The organism is Paraburkholderia sp. GW821-FHT02A12, assembly GCF_059422005.1.
Genome location: NZ_JBWKWA010000001.1, coordinates 1,410,844 through 1,429,319, shown reverse-complemented (window position 1 = coordinate 1,429,319; position 18,476 = coordinate 1,410,844). Strand labels below are relative to the sequence as shown.

The window sequence follows — 18,476 nt, the reverse complement described above, 5'->3', positions numbered from 1 at the left end:
TGCTTCAGTCATTGGCAGCGAATCACGCCAGCCCCTTCAGCGCCCCCAGCGCCCTCAGCGCGCGACGCGATCGCGTGTAGAGATGCCGGCGCCGAGCGGCGTACCCGAGCGCGCAAGACGCCGCCGGCACCAGGTCAGCACGCCGCACACGAAGGCCAGATAGAACAGCGGCTGAGCGCCGGCAGTATCGCGGAACACGAGAAAAACCATCACCAGGGCGAGGGCCATCAGCCCGTTGATGTCGATCCGTTCGCGCCAGCCGTACAGTGAGCGCCGCTGGCGGGCGGCGACACGCCACAATGCGGCGTAGCAGCAATTTTCACCGTTCGTTTTCGCACGGAGCGAAGCGGCCAATTCCTTGCGCATATCCACCACATAAGCGCTGCATGAGCGCTGCATGAGCGCCGCGTCAGCATCCGCGCGGCACACCGCGCCCGCGCGCAGCGCCGCAACATCTGATAATTTGTCTGCCGACGGATTGGAATCGGCGCGCCCTGCCCCAATAATGGCTATATCGGGCGCGCCTGGGTTGTCAGCGCGCCCGCCGATTCACTGCGTCGCTTCACCGAGATTACCCGTTCACCCGCGTCAGACAGGAAGCCTTATGTCCACTACCCCCTCGACACACGACAATCCGCTCCTCGATTTCTCCGACCTGCCGCGCTTTGGCGAGATCCGCCCCGAACACGTCACGCCCGCTCTGGACGTACTGCTCGCCAATGCGAGCGCCGCCGTCGAACGCGCCGCCCAGCCCATCACGCCCGCCTCATGGGCCGACGTGGTCGAACCGGTCGAGCGCGCCACCGAGCCGCTCTCGCGCGCCTGGAGCGTGGTCGGTCATTTGAACGCCGTGGCCGACACGCCGGAGTTGCGTGCCGTGTACGGCGAGAATCTGCCGCGCGTGACTGAATTCTGGTCGAGCGTCGGACAGAATCTCGCGTTGTACGAGAAGTACAAGGCGCTCAACGCGAGCAGCGATTTCGCGTCGCTCACCGGCGAGCGCAAGAAGATCCTCGGCAATGCGCTGCGCGACTTCCGTTTGTCCGGCGCGGAATTGCCGGAAAACCAGAAGCCGCATTTCGCCGAATTGCAGGAACGCCAGGCGGCGTTGTCGAAGGCGTTTTCGGATCATGTGCTCGACGCGACCAACGCCTACGCGTATCTCGTCGAAGCCGGCAACGAGGCCGAACTGGCCGGCCTGCCCGAAGACGTAATCGAAGCCGCGAAGGAAGCCGCCGAACGCGACGGCAAGACCGGTTATAAATTCACGCTGCACTTCCCGTCGTATTTCCCGGTGATGCAGTACTCGGAAAATCGTCCGATGCGCGAAGCGATGTACCGCGCCTACGTGACGCGCGCGTCCGAACTCGGCACGCAATACGGCAACGGCAAGCCCGAATGGGACAACACCGAGGTGCTCGCCGAACAGCTGAAGCTGCGCGCCGAAGAAGCGCAGATGCTCGGCTACAACAACTTCGCCGAAGTATCGCTCGCGCCGAAGATGGCCGAATCGCCCGCGCAAGTGATGACCTTCCTCGAAGATCTCGCCACGCGCGCGCGTCCGCATGCGGAACAGGACTGGAAGGAACTGCGCGAATTCGCAGCGAACGAACTCGGCATGGCCGAAATGCAGCCGTGGGACATGACGTTCGCCGCTGAACGTCTGCGTCAGAAGCGCTACTCGTTCTCCGAAAACGAGGTCAAACAGTACTTCCCGGAAGACGCGGTATTCAAGGGGCTCTTCAAGGTGACCGAGACGTTGTTCGGCGTGCGCATCCGTCGCGACGAAGCAGCCGTGTGGCATCCGGACGTGCGCTTTTTCCGCGTCGAGAATCAGGACGGCGGCCTCGTCGCGCAGTTCTATCTCGACCTCTATGCGCGCGAAGGCAAACGCGGCGGCGCCTGGATGGACGATGCGCGCGGCCGTCACAAGCACACGCACGGCGGTGTGCAAACGCCGGTCGCGTATCTGACCTGCAACTTCTCCGCGCCGGTCGGCGGTAAGCCCGCCTGCTTCACGCACGACGAAGTGATCACGCTGTTCCACGAGTTCGGCCACGGCCTGCATCACATGTTGACGCGCGTCGACGAACTGGGCGTGTCGGGCATCAACGGCGTCGAATGGGACGCGGTGGAGTTGCCGTCGCAATTCATGGAGAACTTCTGCTGGGAGTGGGACGTGCTGAGCGACATGACTTCGCACGTCGAAACGGCCAGGCCGCTGCCGCGCGATCTGTTCGACAAGATGCTGGCCGCGAAGAACTTCCAGAGCGGTCTGGGCACGCTGCGGCAGATCGTGTTCTCGATGTTCGACATGCAATTGCATACTGGCTTCGATGCGTCCGGCACGAAGAACGCCACCGAACTCGCACGTGAGATCAACGAGCGCTTCCACGTGGTGCCGCAGGCCGAATTCTCGCGTTGGCCGAATACGTTCAGCCATATTTTCGCGGGTGGTTATGCGGCGGGCTACTACAGCTACAAGTGGGCCGAGGTTCTGTCCGCCGACGCTTACGCCGCGTTCGAAGAAGCGGCGCAAGCTGCGAGCGGCAGCGTGCTCGATGCGGTAACCGGCATGCGTTATCGCAAGGAGATTCTGGAAGTGGGCGGCAGCCGTCCGGCAATGGAATCGTTCAAGGCGTTCCGCGGCCGCGAGCCGAATATCGACGCGCTGTTGCGCCACAACGGCATGACGCCGGCGGCGGCGCATTGATGAGTTGAAACAGCGGCGCGTTTGATAACGCCGATCGAAAGAAAAGCCGGTGACTTGCGCGAGCAGGCACCGGCTTTTTTTATTCAGGCTTCAAGCACTCTGCACAGCGGTTAAGCGCGGTGCAGTTTGAAGTCGACCTGCGAAGGACGCCCTTCGAGCGAGAGCGCCGCGCGCGCAGCCGGCGCGCGGCTCACCACCTTGCCACGGCTCACCACCGCGAGCCGTGCAGCGCGCAGACGGATCGCTTCGACCAGATCGCGTGCGTCGAGTATCACGAGGTTCGCCGCGCAGCCCGGCGCGATGCCGTAGCCTTCAAGGCCGAGAATGCGCGCGGCGTTCACCGTGACCGCGTCGAAGCACGCGTGCATGCCGTCGACGCCCGTCATCTGCGCGACGTGCAGGCCCATGTGCGCGACTTCGAGCATGTCGCCGGAGCCGAGGCTGTACCACGGATCCATCACGCAATCGTGGCCGAACGCGACGGTGATGCCGGCCGCCATCATCTCCGGCACGCGCGTCATGCCGCGCCGTTTCGGATAAGTGTCGCTGCGGCCTTGAAGCGTAATGTTGATCAGCGGATTGGCGATCGCGGCGACGCCCGACTCGCGCATCAGCGGCAATAGCTTGCTGACGTAGTAGTTGTCCATTGAGTGCATCGAGGTCAGATGCGAACCGGTGACGCGCCCCTGCATGCCGAGCCGATGCGTTTCGGCCGCGAGCGTCTCGATGTGGCGCGACATCGGGTCATCCGATTCATCGCAATGCATGTCGACGCGCAAGCCCTGCTCCGCCGCGTATTCACACAACAGGCGCACGGATTGAGCGCCGTCGGCCATCGTGCGCTCGAAATGCGGAATGCCGCCGACCACGTCGACGCCCAGCGCAATCGCGCGCTTGAGATTCTCGAATGCGCCGGCGCTGCGCAATACGCCGTCCTGCGGAAACGCGACCAGTTGCAAGTCGAGATACGGCGCGACGCGGCGTTTCACCTCGACCAGCGCCTCGACCGCGAGCAGGCGCGGGTCGCACACATCCACGTGACTGCGGATCGCCAGCAAGCCGCGCGCGACGGCCCAGTCGCAGTACTGCAACGCGCGCTCGATCAGCGCCTCCTGCGTCAGATCCGGTTTGAGCTCACCCCACAGCGCGATGCCTTCCAGCAGAGTGCCCGACGCATTCACGCGCGGCAAACCGTACGACAGCGTCGCGTCCATATGGAAATGCGGGTCGACGAACGGCGGCGTAACGAGCGAGCCGGCCGCGTCGATTTCTTCGCGCGCGCCTGCCGCCAGATTCGGCTCGACCGCGACGATGCGGCCCGCTTCGATGCCGATGTCGACCGGATGCTTTTGCTGCGGCGCGGCGCTGGGCGGCAGCATCGCGCGGCGGATGATCAGATCCATGTATTGCTCCCTTTGACCGTCTTTGACCCTCTTTGACCGATATCGATTCTATCGGCGTCAGAAGGTGCGTGCCGGCGTTTTATCGAGGCGCCGTACCGGCCCGCAGCCGCGAATCCGTACCGGCTGCGCCCGCACCGCCCCGTCTATACTCGACGTTCGGCTTCGGTGCACGACGGTGCACGTCATCCATCAAACGGAAGCAGGCATATGAAAACCATCGGCGTGATCGGCGGAATGAGTTGGGAATCGTCCACCGAGTATTACCGGCTCCTGAATCGCCACGCGAAGGCGCGCCTCGGCGGCCACCACAACGCACGCAGCCTGATGCTGACGGTCGACTTCGCGCCGATCGAAGCGAACCAGCGCGCCGGCGACTGGGCCGCGCTCGGCGAACAGATGGCCGATGCCGCGCGGCACCTCGAACGCGGCGGCGCCGATCTGGTCATGCTCGCGACCAACACGATGCACCGCGTGTATGAATCGATTGAACAGGCGATCAAGGTGCCGTTTCTGCATATCGCCGATCCGACCGGCACTGCGCTGCGTGCCGCCGGCATCGAGCGAGTGGGCTTGCTCGGCACACGCTATACGATGGAGCAGGCGTTCTACACGGGGCGCCTGCGCGAGCGCTACGGCCTCGACACGCTGGTTCCCGATGAAGCCGGACGCGCGAACGTGCATCGCATCATTTACGACGAGCTGTGTCACGGCACTGTGGACGACGATTCGCGCGCGGTGTATCAGCGAGTGATCGAAGGGCTTGCCGCGCGTGGCGCGCAAGCGGTGATTCTCGGCTGTACGGAAATCACGTTGCTGATCAAGCCGGAAGATTCAGCGCTGCCCGTGTTCGATACGACCGCGCTGCATGCGCAGGCCGCGGTGGAATGGGCGATCGATTCGGAGTGAGCGACGCTGCCGACGTGAGCATCGCCAGAAGTTGAAAAGCCCGCGTGGCATGCGCCAGCGGGCTTTCAACAATGCTTGGTTGCGGGGGTAGGATTTGAACCTACGACCTTCGGGTTATGAGCCCGACGAGCTGCCAGACTGCTCCACCCCGCGTCAGAGAAACCGGATTGTATAGAGATGTTCGCCGAGCGTCAAACAATCGTGCGAAATTATTTCGAACGATGCATGCCGTGCGCCTGCGCGCTCAAAGATCGGAGACTGTCGCGCCTTCCACTTTGCCGTCGATGATGTCAGCGCCGTACTGGCTCGCGCTGCGTTTGGCGACGCCGAAATCGGAGAACGTGGCCGGCAACACAAGCCGAAACACCCGGCTTGCCTTCGAGCCCCCGATTGCGCCCGGACGGCAGACGCGCACCGCGACGTCGTAACCTTCGGCGTGACGCTTGTGACCGTCGAACTTGTCGAACTCCCGCGAAAACACCAGCGGATGCACTTCGAAGTCCTTATAAAGGGCAGGATAGAATTCGGCCATGATGCGTCCCCGATACGTGTGAATGTTGTTCCACTATACGCTGCGTAACGCAGCGGACAGGTAAATATTTGGGGGCCGTCGAGACGGCTGGATTGGCGGCTTTGCTGCGCTGCGCTGGACCCGAATTTGCAAACCGGTGCATGATAGCGGCGGTTGCAGCGCTGAAACCGGCTAACCGGCACAATCTCGCCGCTTGGCGAACATCATTTACCGAACGACGACATGCGAATCGCCACCTGGAACGTCAATTCCCTCAAAGTCCGCCTTCAGCACGTGATCGACTGGCTCGAAACCAGTCACACCGACGTCCTGTGCTTACAGGAACTGAAGCTGCCCGACGAAAAATTCCCGCGCGCCGAGCTCGAAGCGAAGGGCTACCGGAGCTGGTTCGCGGGCCAGAAGACGTATAACGGCGTCGGCATTCTGGTGCGCGAAGGCCTGAACGTCGAAGAAGCCACCGTCGTGCGCAATATTGCCGGCTTCGAAGACCCGCAGCAGCGCGTGATCACCGCGACCATCGACGGCGTGCGCATCGTCTCCGCGTACTTCCCGAACGGCCAGGCGCCGGGCACCGACAAATTCACGTACAAGCTGCACTGGCTGGCTGCACTGCACGACTGGATCGCGAAAGAAATGGCGCTGTATCCGAAACTTGCGCTGCTCGGCGACTACAACATCGCGCCGGAAGATCGCGACGTGCACGATCCGAAAGCGTGGGAAGGCCAGAATCTGGTGTCGCCCGAAGAACGCGCCGAGTTCGTGCGGCTGATCGAACTCGGTCTCGTCGATGCGTTCCGCCTGTTCGACCAGCCGGAGAAAATCTACTCATGGTGGGACTACCGGATGATGGCGTTCCGCCGCAATGCCGGGCTGCGGATCGATCACATTCTGCTGTCGAAAGCGCTTGCGCAGGCGTGCTCGTTTTGCGAAGTCGACAAGACGCCGCGCAAGTGGGATCAGCCGTCGGACCACGCGCCGGTCGTGGCGCAGATCGACTGATCTCCGGCCGGGTCCGGCAAGAGACCCGGCAAGACCCGGCACGACTCCGGGGCCAAGCCTCTTCAAGCCTGATTACGCGTCGTTCGCAGCCCCTGCCGGGCCGCTCAAACAGCGCCACAGGAACTCGAATACCATCGCATCATGCTCGGCCTGCTCCAGCTCATCGGAGCCGCCGTGCCCGCCTTCCGTGTTCTCCCGATACCAGACCTTGCCGGCCCCGAGCGCCTGCATTCGCGCGGCCATCTTGCGCGCGTGTGCGGGATGCACACGGTCGTCGGCGGTCGAGGTGGTGAACAACACCGGCGGATACTCAACGCCTGCCGACACGTGGTGATACGGCGAATAAGCGGCCAGCACGTGCGCTTCTTCGGGCTCGTCCGGATCGCCGTATTCGTCGATCCATGACGCGCCCGCGTGCAGCAGGTGATAGCGGCTCATGTCCAGCAGCGGCACTTCGCACACCACCGCGCCGAACAGCTCGGGCCGCTGCACCATGCATGCCGCCACCAGCAAGCCGCCGTTGCTGCCACCCTGAATGCCGAGTTGCGCGGCACTCGTCACGCCGCTGTCGATCAGCGCCTCGGCGACCGCGATGAAGTCGTCGAAGGCACGCTGACGATGCTCGCCTTGCGCCGCCGTGTGCCACTCTGTACCGAACTCGCCGCCGCCTCGAATATGCGCGACCACATACACGCCACCCCGCTCCAGCCAGCCGATGCCCTGCCCGGTCAGATAGCTCGGCAGCAACGGGATCGCGAAGCCGCCGTAGCCGTTGAGCAGGCATGGCCGCGTTGGCGGCTCAGCAGGTGGTTGCGCGGCGCGCGGCCCGATCACGGTATACGGCACGCGCGTGCCGTCGGCGGACACCGCATGGCCGCGCGTCACGGCGAACGGCGCAGCATCGAACTGGGTCGGCCAGCGGTCGAGCAATTCCCATTCGCCCAGATCGTCGTGAGCGAGATCGGCGAGCCAGTACGCGGGCGGTTGCAGATAATCGTCGGTATCGACGAATACTTCGTCGTTCAGCGTCGGCTCGACCGCCGAGACGTCGGCTTGCGCATCGTCGCGTGACGGAAAGAGGCGCCGGCTCCATTGCCATGTTTCATCGGCGGCTTGCGACGGGGTCCACAGCACAGTCCTGCTCTGCACGTCTTCCAGGTACGAGACGATCAGATGATTGCGCGTATGCGTCCAATCGCAGGCGGAGGTTTGCGGCGTCGGCGTGAAGAGCGGCACCACCTCGCGCACGCCGCGCAAAAACGCGGCTTCGCGGATCGCGAGCAACGCGCCGCCGGAAAAGCGCACGCCGTTGCAATCCCAATCGAGGCGCGGCTCGAGCAGCAGCCAGCCCTGCCAGCCGCCGACCGCGACGTGCGGCGGCACCTCGTATTGACGCCAGGCGCCGGAGGAGACATCGAGGCAGAACGTTTCCGAATCGAAGAAATCGACGCTGCTCACCACGGTGTGGCGCTGCTCGACCGGATCGTAATGCGCTTCGACACCGATATCGCCGAACGCACCCTTGTAGACCACCGGCGCATCGGCCAGCGCCGTACCGCGCGTCCAGCGACGCACCTCGCGTGGATAACCGGAGCGCGTCAGCGTCTTGCGGCCATTGTCCCAACCGACGTACAGCGTGTCGCGATCGATCCATGAAGCCGTGTGCTTTCCTGCCTTCGCGATGACAAAACCGTCGTCGACGAAACGCTGCGCGTCGATGTCGAACTCGCGGACCACCAGCGCATCCGAGCCGCCTGGCGACAACGTGATCAGCGCCCGATCGCCATCCGGATAGAGAATGTCCAGTTCGACGCAGACCCACGGCGTGCCTTCCGCGGCGCCGAGCGCGTCGAAGTCGAGCAGGTTCTGCCAGACCGGTGCGCCGCTACGCCAGGCCGCCCACGGCGTACGCCGCCAGAGGCCTTTCGGATTGCGCTCGTCCTGCCACAGATCGTAGGCCCAATCCCTCCAGCGATCGGGGATGACCGGGCGCTCGCGCGGCAAATAGGCGTCGGCGAGTTTCTGCTTGAGCGTGCCGAATTCCGCGCTGCTGCACCATGCCGCGCGTGTGCGGGCATTCTGCGCCTCGACCCACGCGAGCGCGTCAGGGTCGTCGAGCGCTTCGAGCGACAGAAAGGGATCGGGGGAAAGCGGCCAGGGAAAGGGAACCGGAGAAGCAGGCATTGTGAGCTGTCGAATGAAAACAGCGTCGATTATGCCTTGCGAGCGCCCGAGGGCTTTGACGAGCTTGTTAACGAGCAGCCGGAGCGGTTTGCACGCCGCCCCGGCTGCTCGCACGAACCTCAAGGCTCGAGGTTGAGTTCCTGAATCTTGCGCGTAATCGTATTACGGCCGATGCCGAGCCGCTCCGCCGCCTCGACCTTGCGTCCACGCGTGAAATCCAGCGCTTCGCGAATCACTGCGGCTTCGAAACGGCGCGCGAGTTCGTCCATGACGTCGGCCGCATTCTCGCGCAACATCCGCGCGACTTCGGTCCGCAAGCCGCCTTCCCAGGCGCTGACGGACGTCGCGACCGGCATGCCGCCTGCCGCGGCCGGAAGCGCCGACGCGCTGGTCCCGCTGACCGGAGCGCCGCCGGCAAGGCCGGCTTCGCCGGTGCCGAGCACACCGCCCCCACCCGCGAGTTCGGTCACACCCGCTTGCGCCGGCCCGAGGTCCGGCGGCAAATCCTTGATCTCGATGGTCTGCGCCGGCGCCATCACCGTCAGCCAGTTGGCGAGATTCTCCAGTTGCCGCACGTTGCCCGGAAACGGCAGCGACGCGAGATACGCGAGCGCCTCTTCGGACACGCGCTTCGGTTCTACGCCCAGATCGCGCGCACTCTTTTGCAGGAAGTGGCGCGTAAGCAGCGGAATGTCTTCGCTGCGCTCGCGCAACGCCGGCAAGCGCAAGCGGATCACATTGAGCCGGTGGTACAAGTCCTCGCGGAACAAACCCTGCCGCACGCGCGATTCGAGATTCTGGTGCGTCGCCGCGATCACGCGCACATTGGCGCGCAACGGATTGTGGCCGCCGACGCGATAGAACTGCCCATCCGAGAGCACGCGCAACAGGCGTGTCTGCAAATCGAACGGCATATCGCCGATTTCGTCGAGAAACAGCGTGCCGTTCTCGGCCTGCTCGAAGCGCCCCTGGCGCATGGCCTGCGCGCCGGTGAACGCGCCGCGCTCATGGCCGAACAGTTCGGATTCCAACAGATCCTTCGGAATCGCCGCCGTGTTCAACGCGATGAAGGGACCGTTCGCGCGTGGGCTATGTCGGTGCAACGCACGCGCGACCAGTTCCTTCCCGGTGCCTGATTCGCCGGTAATGAGCACGGTGGCCGCGGAATGGGACAAACGGCCGATCGCGCGAAACATATCCTGCATCGCCGGCGCCTGGCCGAGCATTTCCGGTGCTTCGGCGACGCGGTCGTCCCACGTCTGTTCGCCGCGCATGCTTTCATCGACCGCGCGGCGGATCAGTTCGACCGCCTTGTCGACGTCGAACGGTTTGGCGAGGTACTCGAACGCGCCGCCCTGAAATGCGGCAACCGCGCTATCCAGGTCCGAGAACGCCGTCATGATGATGACCGGCAAGCCGGGCATCTTGTCACGCACGGTTTGCAGCAATTCAAGGCCGGAGCCTCCGGGCATCCTGATATCGGATACGAGCACCTGCGGGCTGTCGTGATCGAGCGCCGCCGATGCCTCGCGTACATTCGCGAAACTGCGTGTCGCGAAGTTTTCGCGGGCGAGCGCTTTTTCGAGCACCCAGCGAATCGATTGATCGTCGTCTACTATCCAGATCGGCTTCATATAGTTCGGTCAGAAGTCTTGCGGTGCGTTTGGTGTTAGCAGTCGAGCGGCAGCAAAATCTGAAACTCGGTGTGGCCCGGCCGGCTTTCCACTTCGATCAGGCCATCGTGTTGTTGCACGAAGGTCTGCGCGAGCGTCAGACCGAGGCCGCTGCCGTCCTCGCGCCCCGACACGAGCGGGTAGAAAATGCGGTCACGGATGTCCTCGGGAATGCCAGGGCCGTTGTCAGTGATATGCAAGTCCAGTGCCAGCTTACATAAGCGTTTCGACACGGTGATCTTGCGGGCGATGCGGGTGCGTATTTCGATGCGCGCGTCGCCTTGCGAGATGCGTTCGCGCAACGCTTCGGCCGCATTGCGCACGATGTTCAGGAGCGCCTGGATCAGTTGCTCCTTATCGCCGCGCAGATCCGGCACGCTCACGTCGTAGTCGCGCTCGATCGTCAGGCCGCGCGGAAACTCCGCGAGAATCACCTGGCGCACGCGCTCGCACACTTCGTGAATATTCACGTCGCCGACGATATGCGGATGGCGGTGCGGCTCGAGCAGGCGGTCGACCAGCGTTTGCAGCCGGTCCGATTCCTTGATGATGACCTGCGTGTACTCGCGCAACTCGTCGCGTTGACGCTCGCCGAGTTCGAACTCGAGCAATTGCGCCGCGCCGCGAATGCCGCCGAGCGGATTCTTGATCTCGTGCGCGAGGTTGCGGATCAGTTGCTTGTTGACCGCCGTGAGGTCGTTGAGACGCTCCTCGCGGTCGGTGCGCAAATGCCGCTCGTTCTCGAACAGTTCGAGCAGCACGTAGTCTTGCGCGCTTTCCAGAAAGCCGACGATCGCATGCACGTGCAGCGACTCGTGAGCCGGACGCTCGAGTATGGCGTCCAGATGGGTCGCGTGAAAACGGTGGGCGGCGATCGCGGAAATGGTCGCGACCAGTTCGTCGGCATTCGAGAAGATGTCCGGCCACGCCATCTGCGTCAGTTGCCGGCGCGAGAGCTCCAGCATCGATTCCGCCGACGGGTTCGCAAACGCGACGCGCAGCGTGCGCTTTTCGAGCACCAGCACGACCGTCGGCAATGCCTCGAAACCGGGCAGCAAACCGGAGCTGACGAGTTGAGCGTCATCCGAGAGCGTCTGCTCGTGCCCTTTCCTTGCCTTGATCAGATTCTTGAGAACCATCTTGCAGTCTGGCCGATAGGAGATGGTGATAAATCAGGGGTACCGCCTGGTGTCCTGCTGCTTACCCTGCTGCTTGTCCTGCGCCTTGCCCCGCACGCAGCAAACGTTGCGAGTCGACTCATTCGGGTCCAACAAAAAAGGGACGGCGCCGCCGTCCCTTCGTGACCGATCGCGAGCGTCGGGCAAGCGCTTCGCCGTTTGAAGGGCGAAGCGTCATTGCCGCTTACAGCGAGTAGTACATTTCGAATTCGATCGGGTGCACCGACTGACGATAGCGTTGCAGCTCGCCCGTCTTCAGTTCGATGTACGCGTCGAGCATCGAATCCGTGAACACTCCGCCGCGCGTCAGGAACTCACGGTCTGCGTCCAGCGAGTCCAGAGCCTGGTCGAGGCCGGCGCACACGGTCGGGATCTTTGCATCCTCTTCCGGCGGCAGGTCGTACAGGTTCTTGTCGGCAGCTTCGCCCGGGTGAATCTTGTTCTGCACGCCGTCCAGACCCGCCATCATCAGCGCGGAGAAGCACAGGTACGGATTCGCCATCGGATCCGGGAAGCGCGTCTCGATACGGCGGCCCTTCGGGTTCGACACGTGCGGAATGCGGATCGATGCCGAACGGTTGCGTGCCGAGTAAGCCAGCTTCACCGGTGCTTCGAAGTGCGGCACGAGGCGCTTGTACGAGTTCGTCGACGGGTTCGTGATCGCGTTCAGCGCGCGAGCATGCTTGATGATGCCGCCGATGTAGAACAGCGCGAATTCCGACAGGCCCGCGTAACCGTTGCCTGCGAACAGGTTCGCGCCGTCCTTCCAGATCGACTGGTGAACGTGCATGCCCGAACCGTTATCGCCGACCACCGGCTTCGGCATGAACGTTGCCGTCTTGCCGTACGTATGCGCGACGTTGTGGATGATGTACTTCATTTGCTGCAGCCAGTCGGCGCGCTGCACCAGCGTCGAGAACTTCGTGCCAATTTCGTTCTGGCCCTGGCCCGCGACTTCATGGTGATGCACTTCGACCGGGATGCCGATCTGTTCGAGCAGCAGACACATTTCCGAACGGATGTCCTGGAACGTGTCGACCGGAGCGACCGGGAAGTAGCCGCCCTTCGTGCCCGGACGGTGGCCGGTGTTGCCGCCTTCGAATTCCTTCGCCGACGACCACGGTGCTTCTTCCGAACCGATCTTGATGAAGCAGCCCGACTGATCCGTGCTCCACTGGACCGAGTCGAAAATGAAGAATTCCGGTTCCGGACCGAAGAAGGCCGTGTCGCCGAGGCCGGTGCTCTTCAGGTACGCTTCGGCGCGCTTTGCCAGCGAGCGCGGGTCGCGCTCATAGCCCTTGCCGTCAGCCGGTTCGACGACGTCGCAGGTCAGCACGAGGGTCGACTCTTCGTAGAACGGGTCGATGAAGGCGGTATTCGCGTCCGGGATCAGCAACATATCCGATGCTTCGATGCCCTTCCAGCCGGCAATCGACGAACCGTCAAACGCATGGCCGCTTTCAAACTTGTCTTCACTGAATGCCGACACCGGCACCGAAACGTGTTGCTCCTTGCCACGCGTGTCGGTGAAACGGAAGTCGACAAACTTGACGTCTTCGTCTTTGACGAGTTGAACGACGTCGGCCACGGATTTACTCATAACCTATCTCCTGATTAACGAATTCGGCGGGTTCAGCCGCCGCCCAATCTAGCTGACCCGTCCCGGCGCGTCCACCCCCGATCGTTGAAGGGGCGCATAAGATTTGCCGGGACAAATCGATCTGAACCAACAAAGCAGCTTCTGTGCCATGTATGCGCCAAGCAGGCGCAGAACTATATTGTGCGCGCGTTTGCGGGGAATGCACGCACCGAATGACATGCAGCCCCGATATCTTTGAACGGAGCAATGCACCAGATAAGTGCTCTCGCAAAAGCGGGCGCCGCATTAGTCATCGGTTTGGTGCATTTTCGCCGATTTGCACCAGTTTGGAACATTTCATAGGCAGCCGTGTGCGCATCCCCGGCTCTGACTGTGGGCGGCATCCGTGCTGCACGCCGCGCGCTAGAATGGTCATTTGGACGGAAGGAGATTTGCACTCATGAGCACGCTCGAACAGTTGTACGCCCAGGCGGAAAAACGCCGCACCGAGAACCAGTTGCCGTATGCGGGCGCGGTGTCGCCCGCGGAGGCGTTCGAACTGCTGCAACTCGACCCGCGCACGCGTCTCGTCGACGTGCGCACCCGTGCCGAACTCGATTGGGTTGGCCGGCCGGTGATTGGCGACGGTCAATACGTGCATGTCGAATGGACACGCTATCCGGGCGCCGTGCCGAACCAGGAATTCCTCCAGCAACTGAGCGAGGCCGCCTCGCCTGACACGCCGGTGCTGTTTCTGTGCCGTAGCGCCGCGCGCTCCAAGCTCGCCGCGATCGCCGCCACCCAGGCCGGTTTCACGAAGGCGTACGACCTGCTGGAAGGCTTCGAAGGCGACAAGGACGGCCAGGGACATCGGAAGACTGCGTCGGGCTGGTGCTTTCGCGGCTTGCCGTGGATCGGCGCCTGAGACCGGCGTCCGCCGGAAGCGGCTGTGACGGTGCGCGGTTCGCACGGTATGCGCGTAGTGTGAATGCGCATCGCCGGCGCTGGATGTGACAGGCCAATGCTGCGTTCAGTCTTGCGTTCAAGCCTTTGATCAGGCGCGCTTGCGAGGGCGCCCGAGGTTTGGCGTGCGGCTTCAGGTCACGGCAGGCGGCCTTTGCTTGCCTTAAGTCACCGCAAGTAGCATCCGCAGCTGGGATCAACCGCGCGCTTTAGCCGCAGCCGCCTCCGGCTCGACGATATCCCCGCCCAGCAGATGCACGCCCTCGCGCAGCTTGACGAACGCCGCCGCCACCGCTTCAGGCTCTCCCTTCACCCCCAGATCGATGTGATGGCGCGCATAGACGCCGCCGCGCTCCGCATCGCCGACGCTCGGCAGGCTGAACACTCGCACGCCCGGAAAGTCGCGTTCGATCTTTTCCATCAAAGGCGTGAGGCGCGACTCCGGCAACTCGAACACCAGCAGCGATTTTTCCGCATGCGGCATAGCGTGATGCAGGTGCGCGTACTGGGTATCCAGCACCCACTCGATCATCGGCCACGCCATCACCGGGAAGCCCGGCACGAAGTAGTGCCCTTTGATCGAGAATCCCGGAATCTTGTTGTAGCCGTTCGGAATGATCGACGCGCCCTGCGGATACGTGCCCATATTCAGCCGATGGCGGTTTTCCGCCGAATCGAGATCGAGCGGCGTGGCCGAGTTCGCCGGATGCATGTCGCGGATGCGTTCCTGAATCAGCTTCGCGGCATCAGGATGCAGTTCGAGCGGCACGCCTAACGCGGCCGCCGCGCATTGGCGTGTGTGGTCGTCCGGCGTGGCACCGATGCCGCCCGTCGAAAACACGATGTCACCCGACGCGAACGTGCGCCGCAGCGTCGCCGTGACGCGCTCGGGATCGTCGCCGATGTACTCCGCCCAGCCGAGCGACAGCCCACGCGCGCCCAGCAATTCGATGACCTTCGGCAGATGCTTGTCGATACGCCTGCCCGACAGGATTTCATCGCCGATGATGATGACGCCGAATGCCATTGTCGCCTCTTTCGTTTGATCAGTAAGGAAGCGGCGCCGCGTGCCGCGCGCCGTGCTCTTCCGCGCGCATGCGTTGAAGCGCGCGCAGACAGTAGTGGCTGAACCACAAGGCCGAAAACACGAGGATGAACGCGTAGATCCAGATCGTCACCGCGGTGACCACCGGGAACAGCACGATCAGCCATACCGACGACGCCCACAGCAGCGTCGGCAGCGAACCCAGCAGACCGCTGGCGATGCCGATCAGCAGCAGCGGCAGCCGGAAGCGCCGCACCAGCACGCGCCGTTCGTCGCGCGTCGCGTGCAGCGCGAGCGCGTCGTAGCTCATCACGCGATAGGTCAGCCAGCCCCACAGCAGCGGCGGGATCAGCGCGAAGAACGGCGGCACCAGCCAGAGCGGCAGCGTGACGATCAGCAGCACCAGACACACCAGCGTGGTCCACAATGCCTGGCCGAGGCTGCCGTACCACGTTCCGCCACGGCGCATTTCAAGGCTCGCGAATTGCCGTGCCGACAGAAAGCGGATCACCGCCGGCATCGACAGCGTCGCGATCAGCAGCAGCACGCTGACGACGATCAGCGGAATCGCCACCGCAATCACAATAAAAGGCGCGATGGCCGTATGCAGCGCCGAAAAGCCGAGCCAGTCGAACAGATGATAGAGCGTGACAGTAAACGACCAGCTTTCGAGCCACGTGCGGGTCGCCCCGATCAGCGACTGCCAGGAAAACCACAGAATCACACCCCATCCGACCGTTGCCGCGAGAAACGGCATGAAGGTCAGCCAGAGCATGCGCGGGTGGAGCGCGCTGGTGAGCGCGCGTCCGAACGAGCGCAACAAATCATTCATGCGAGCCAGTGCCGGTGAACGAAACGATGGAATAAGGGGAACGGCGAAACGAACCGGGGTACGAACCTGACCGAGGACTCGAAAACGGACCCCAAGACGGCCTCAGAAACGGCCGCTGAAACGGCCTCAGATACAGCCGCTGAAACGGACCATGAAGAGGACCCACAAGCGAACCCGGAACGCACGCAGAAACGTGCACAGGATAAACCACGTGACGCGCCGCCGGGGGAAACCGGCGGCGCGAGAGGAAGAATGTTCAGACTGCTGCGGCGTCGCCACCTTCGGTGCGGCGCTTCGGCGAAAGCCGCCCGGCGATGCGCACAAACGCGAGCCAGTGCTGCGCCCAGAAACCGTCGCCATAGCGGCGGCCTTCGAGTTGATCGCGAATGCCGGTGGGCTCCATGTCGCGGCTCCACGACACGCTGCGGAACAGCATGTCCCACCACGGGAACAGCACGCCGAAGTTGCAACCGTACTTCAGCCCTTCGTGGCCGTAGCCGATCGCATGATGCCGGCGATGGAAGGTCGGGCTGACCAGCAGGCGCTCGCCGAGCCAGCCGTAGTACAGGCGGATGTTCGCGTGCTGCACGCTCTGCGCGAGATTGGTGATCGCCACCAGCACGACGAATTGCGACGGCGGCACGCCGATCACCAGCGCGATTGCCGCGAAAAACGACGTCTGCAGCAGATCGTCGAGCAGATGGTTGCGGTCGTCCGACCACAGCGACATCTGCTGCTGGCTGTGATGCACCGCGTGCAGTTCCCACCACACGCCGAACCGGTGTTCCCAGCGGTGATACCAGTAACCGGCGAAATCGAGCACCAGCAGATACATCACGAACGTGACAAGCGGCTGCGTGGTGACGCCAGGCCACAGGTTGTCGAAATCGATATTCGAAATGTCGTGCAGCCGCAGCCAGGCCTGCACGTTGTCGAAGAACGGCTGCAGCGCGAAAAAGAAGAACAGGTTGAAGATGCCGAGCCTGGCGATCCACGTGTAGATCACGTCGACCCGCACCGCCTTGCGGTTCTCCCACTGCTCGACCGGGCGCAGCGCCTCGAGCGGTCGCAGCACCGCGTACATCGCCAGCACCTCGAAGACGCCCACGATCACCCAATACAGGCTGTCGTAAGTGTCTTCGTCGTAATCCATCAGATCGAAGCGGAACAGCAGCGGCTGCACCACGTCGACGTACAGCAGCGTCTGCACGGCTGAGACGAAACCGTCGAGAGAAGAAAAAATCAGATGGAACATGGTGCTGACCTGGTTACTTCATTCGTGACGGCTCGCTGATGGGCTGCCCGGCTGCTGCCTGCCGTGGTTCTGCCCCAGCGCACAATTACGCGCCGTTCGGCGCCGTCACCGGCGCGCGATTGAAGAAATAGATACCGTGCGGCGAACGGCCGACGGCAATCGTCTGAATCAGCTTACGCGTAGTCAGGTCGATGATGCCGACATGCTTCGCGAAGCGGAACGTAACCCACAGATAGCGTTTGTCGGAGGAAAGTTCCATGTCGTCCGGGCCCGGCATCAGACCGGTGATGTCGCCGACGTTGGTGAGCGTGTCCTCGTCGATGATGCTGATCGTGCTCGCGACGCGGTTCGATACCGCCACATGCTTGCCGTCAGCCAGCGAGCGGAAGTTGTGCGCGCCCTTGCCGGTCTGGATCGTCTTGACGATTTTCTGATTGCGCCAGTCGACCACCGCGACGTAATCTGCGCCGGTCATGCCGATCAGCAGGTATTTTTCGCCCGGCGTCATCCACAGACCGGCCGGCACCTTGCCGACTTTCATCTTCCACTTGACGGTTTGCGTGGCCAGGTCGATCGCGGCCAGCTCGCCCGACACCTGCAGCGTGACGAACACCGTCTTGCTGTCGTTGGTGAACGCCATGTGGCTCGGCATCACCGCGAGCGGCAGGCGCGAGGCCAGCGTCATCTGGTTCTGCTGGCTGTCGTAGTGATAGATGTCGAGGCGGTCCAGGCGCAGGCCGGTGGTGATGAGCCACTTGCGGTCAGGCGAAAAACCGATCTGATACGGATCCTCGATGTTCTCGACCCAGCGCTGCACCTTGCCCGACTTCGGATCGACGAACATCAGGTTGTTCGACACCGAGTTCGCGACGATCAGCGACGAATTGTCCGGCGTAACCATCAGGTGATGCGGTTCCTTGCCCGTCGGCACGGTGCCGACGACCTGACGGCTAGCCTCATCGATCAGACTCAGCGTGGCTTCGCCGGAATTGAGCACGATCACGTCGTTGGCGTGGGCCGCCGGAGAAAAAAAGCCTGCGGTGGCGACCAGCGCCGCGCCCGCGGCGAACGTAGCAGTCAAGCCTGGAAGAAAAAATTTACGCATGAAAACTCACTTCGGAGAACGGCCGTCATTGTAGAACGTTTGCCGGCTCGACCGGTTGACGTGGATGCGGGTATGGCGAGCGGAAAAAAAGGGGGACGCGAAGGATCCG

At 63.1% G+C, this 18,476-nt stretch carries 14 protein-coding genes, 1 tRNA gene and 1 pseudogene; 4 read left to right on the top strand and 12 right to left on the bottom strand.

The features are described 5' to 3' along the window. Positions 1-54: 54 nt before the first annotated feature. Positions 55-267: pseudogene (locus AC07WT_RS06345) on the bottom strand (hypothetical protein); the annotation flags it as partial. A gap of 337 nt (positions 268-604) precedes the next feature. Here AC07WT_RS06345 and AC07WT_RS06340 point away from each other — a divergent pair. Then, on the top strand, positions 605-2,713 hold the full coding sequence (locus tag AC07WT_RS06340; protein WP_494946449.1) for a M3 family metallopeptidase: 2,109 nt from the start codon (positions 605-607) through the stop codon (positions 2,711-2,713). 110 nt (positions 2,714-2,823) lie between these two features. On the opposite strand, the gene AC07WT_RS06335 is transcribed toward AC07WT_RS06340, so the two are convergent. Then, positions 2,824-4,116, bottom strand: a complete 1,293-nt coding sequence (locus AC07WT_RS06335) for an amidohydrolase family protein (protein WP_494946448.1) — start codon at positions 4,114-4,116, stop codon at positions 2,824-2,826. 207 nt (positions 4,117-4,323) lie between these two features. Between AC07WT_RS06335 and AC07WT_RS06330 the strand changes: the two genes are divergently transcribed. Further along, positions 4,324-5,022: an aspartate/glutamate racemase family protein gene (locus AC07WT_RS06330; protein WP_494946447.1), complete on the top strand. Its 699-nt coding sequence runs from the start codon at positions 4,324-4,326 to the stop codon at positions 5,020-5,022. Positions 5,023-5,098: 76 nt separating this feature from the next. Here AC07WT_RS06330 and AC07WT_RS06325 read toward each other — a convergent pair. Then, a tRNA-Met gene (locus AC07WT_RS06325) sits at positions 5,099-5,175 on the bottom strand. A 91-nt stretch (positions 5,176-5,266) separates the two neighbouring features. Further along, on the bottom strand, positions 5,267-5,554 hold the full coding sequence (locus tag AC07WT_RS06320) for a hypothetical protein (protein WP_492595214.1): 288 nt from the start codon (positions 5,552-5,554) through the stop codon (positions 5,267-5,269). 222 nt (positions 5,555-5,776) lie between these two features. On the opposite strand from AC07WT_RS06320, the gene xth reads away from it, so the two are divergent. Then, positions 5,777-6,553, top strand: coding sequence for an exodeoxyribonuclease III (gene xth, locus AC07WT_RS06315; RefSeq protein WP_492595213.1), 777 nt, complete (start codon positions 5,777-5,779; stop codon positions 6,551-6,553). Between the two features lie 72 nt (positions 6,554-6,625). Here the strand turns inward: xth and AC07WT_RS06310 are convergent, their stop codons facing one another. The 4 genes from AC07WT_RS06310 to glnA form a co-directional block, all read right to left on the bottom strand. Beyond that, a complete protein-coding gene (locus AC07WT_RS06310; protein WP_494946446.1) occupies positions 6,626-8,737 on the bottom strand; it encodes a prolyl oligopeptidase family serine peptidase in 2,112 nt (703 codons plus the stop codon). Between the two features lie 119 nt (positions 8,738-8,856). Further along, the gene (ntrC, locus tag AC07WT_RS06305; protein ID WP_494946445.1) at positions 8,857-10,371 is read right to left on the bottom strand and encodes a nitrogen regulation protein NR(I); all 1,515 of its coding nucleotides are present in this window, start codon (positions 10,369-10,371) and stop codon (positions 8,857-8,859) included. A gap of 35 nt (positions 10,372-10,406) precedes the next feature. Next, positions 10,407-11,549 (bottom strand): nitrogen regulation protein NR(II), encoded by a 1,143-nt coding sequence (gene glnL, locus AC07WT_RS06300; RefSeq protein WP_494946444.1) that lies wholly within the window; start codon positions 11,547-11,549, stop codon positions 10,407-10,409. A gap of 223 nt (positions 11,550-11,772) precedes the next feature. Continuing rightward, positions 11,773-13,188 (bottom strand): type I glutamate--ammonia ligase, encoded by a 1,416-nt coding sequence (glnA, locus tag AC07WT_RS06295; RefSeq protein WP_494946443.1) that lies wholly within the window; start codon positions 13,186-13,188, stop codon positions 11,773-11,775. 439 nt (positions 13,189-13,627) lie between these two features. Here glnA and AC07WT_RS06290 point away from each other — a divergent pair, with 439 nt between their 5' ends. Further along, positions 13,628-14,092 carry a rhodanese-like domain-containing protein gene (locus tag AC07WT_RS06290; protein WP_494946442.1) on the top strand — a complete coding sequence of 155 codons (465 nt, stop codon included), beginning with the start codon at positions 13,628-13,630 and terminating at the stop codon, positions 14,090-14,092. A gap of 234 nt (positions 14,093-14,326) precedes the next feature. Here the strand turns inward: AC07WT_RS06290 and AC07WT_RS06285 are convergent, their stop codons facing one another. The 4 genes from AC07WT_RS06285 to AC07WT_RS06270 form a co-directional block, all read right to left on the bottom strand. After that, positions 14,327-15,157, bottom strand: a complete 831-nt coding sequence (locus AC07WT_RS06285; RefSeq protein ID WP_492595207.1) for a competence/damage-inducible protein A — start codon at positions 15,155-15,157, stop codon at positions 14,327-14,329. 19 nt (positions 15,158-15,176) lie between these two features. Further along, the gene (locus tag AC07WT_RS06280) at positions 15,177-16,007 is read right to left on the bottom strand and encodes an EI24 domain-containing protein (protein WP_494946441.1); all 831 of its coding nucleotides are present in this window, start codon (positions 16,005-16,007) and stop codon (positions 15,177-15,179) included. A 256-nt stretch (positions 16,008-16,263) separates the two neighbouring features. Next, positions 16,264-17,262: a sterol desaturase family protein gene (locus tag AC07WT_RS06275; protein ID WP_494946440.1), complete on the bottom strand. Its 999-nt coding sequence runs from the start codon at positions 17,260-17,262 to the stop codon at positions 16,264-16,266. An 85-nt stretch (positions 17,263-17,347) separates the two neighbouring features. Continuing rightward, a complete protein-coding gene (locus AC07WT_RS06270; protein ID WP_494946439.1) occupies positions 17,348-18,367 on the bottom strand; it encodes a YVTN family beta-propeller repeat protein in 1,020 nt (339 codons plus the stop codon). Positions 18,368-18,476: the final 109 nt, after the last annotated feature.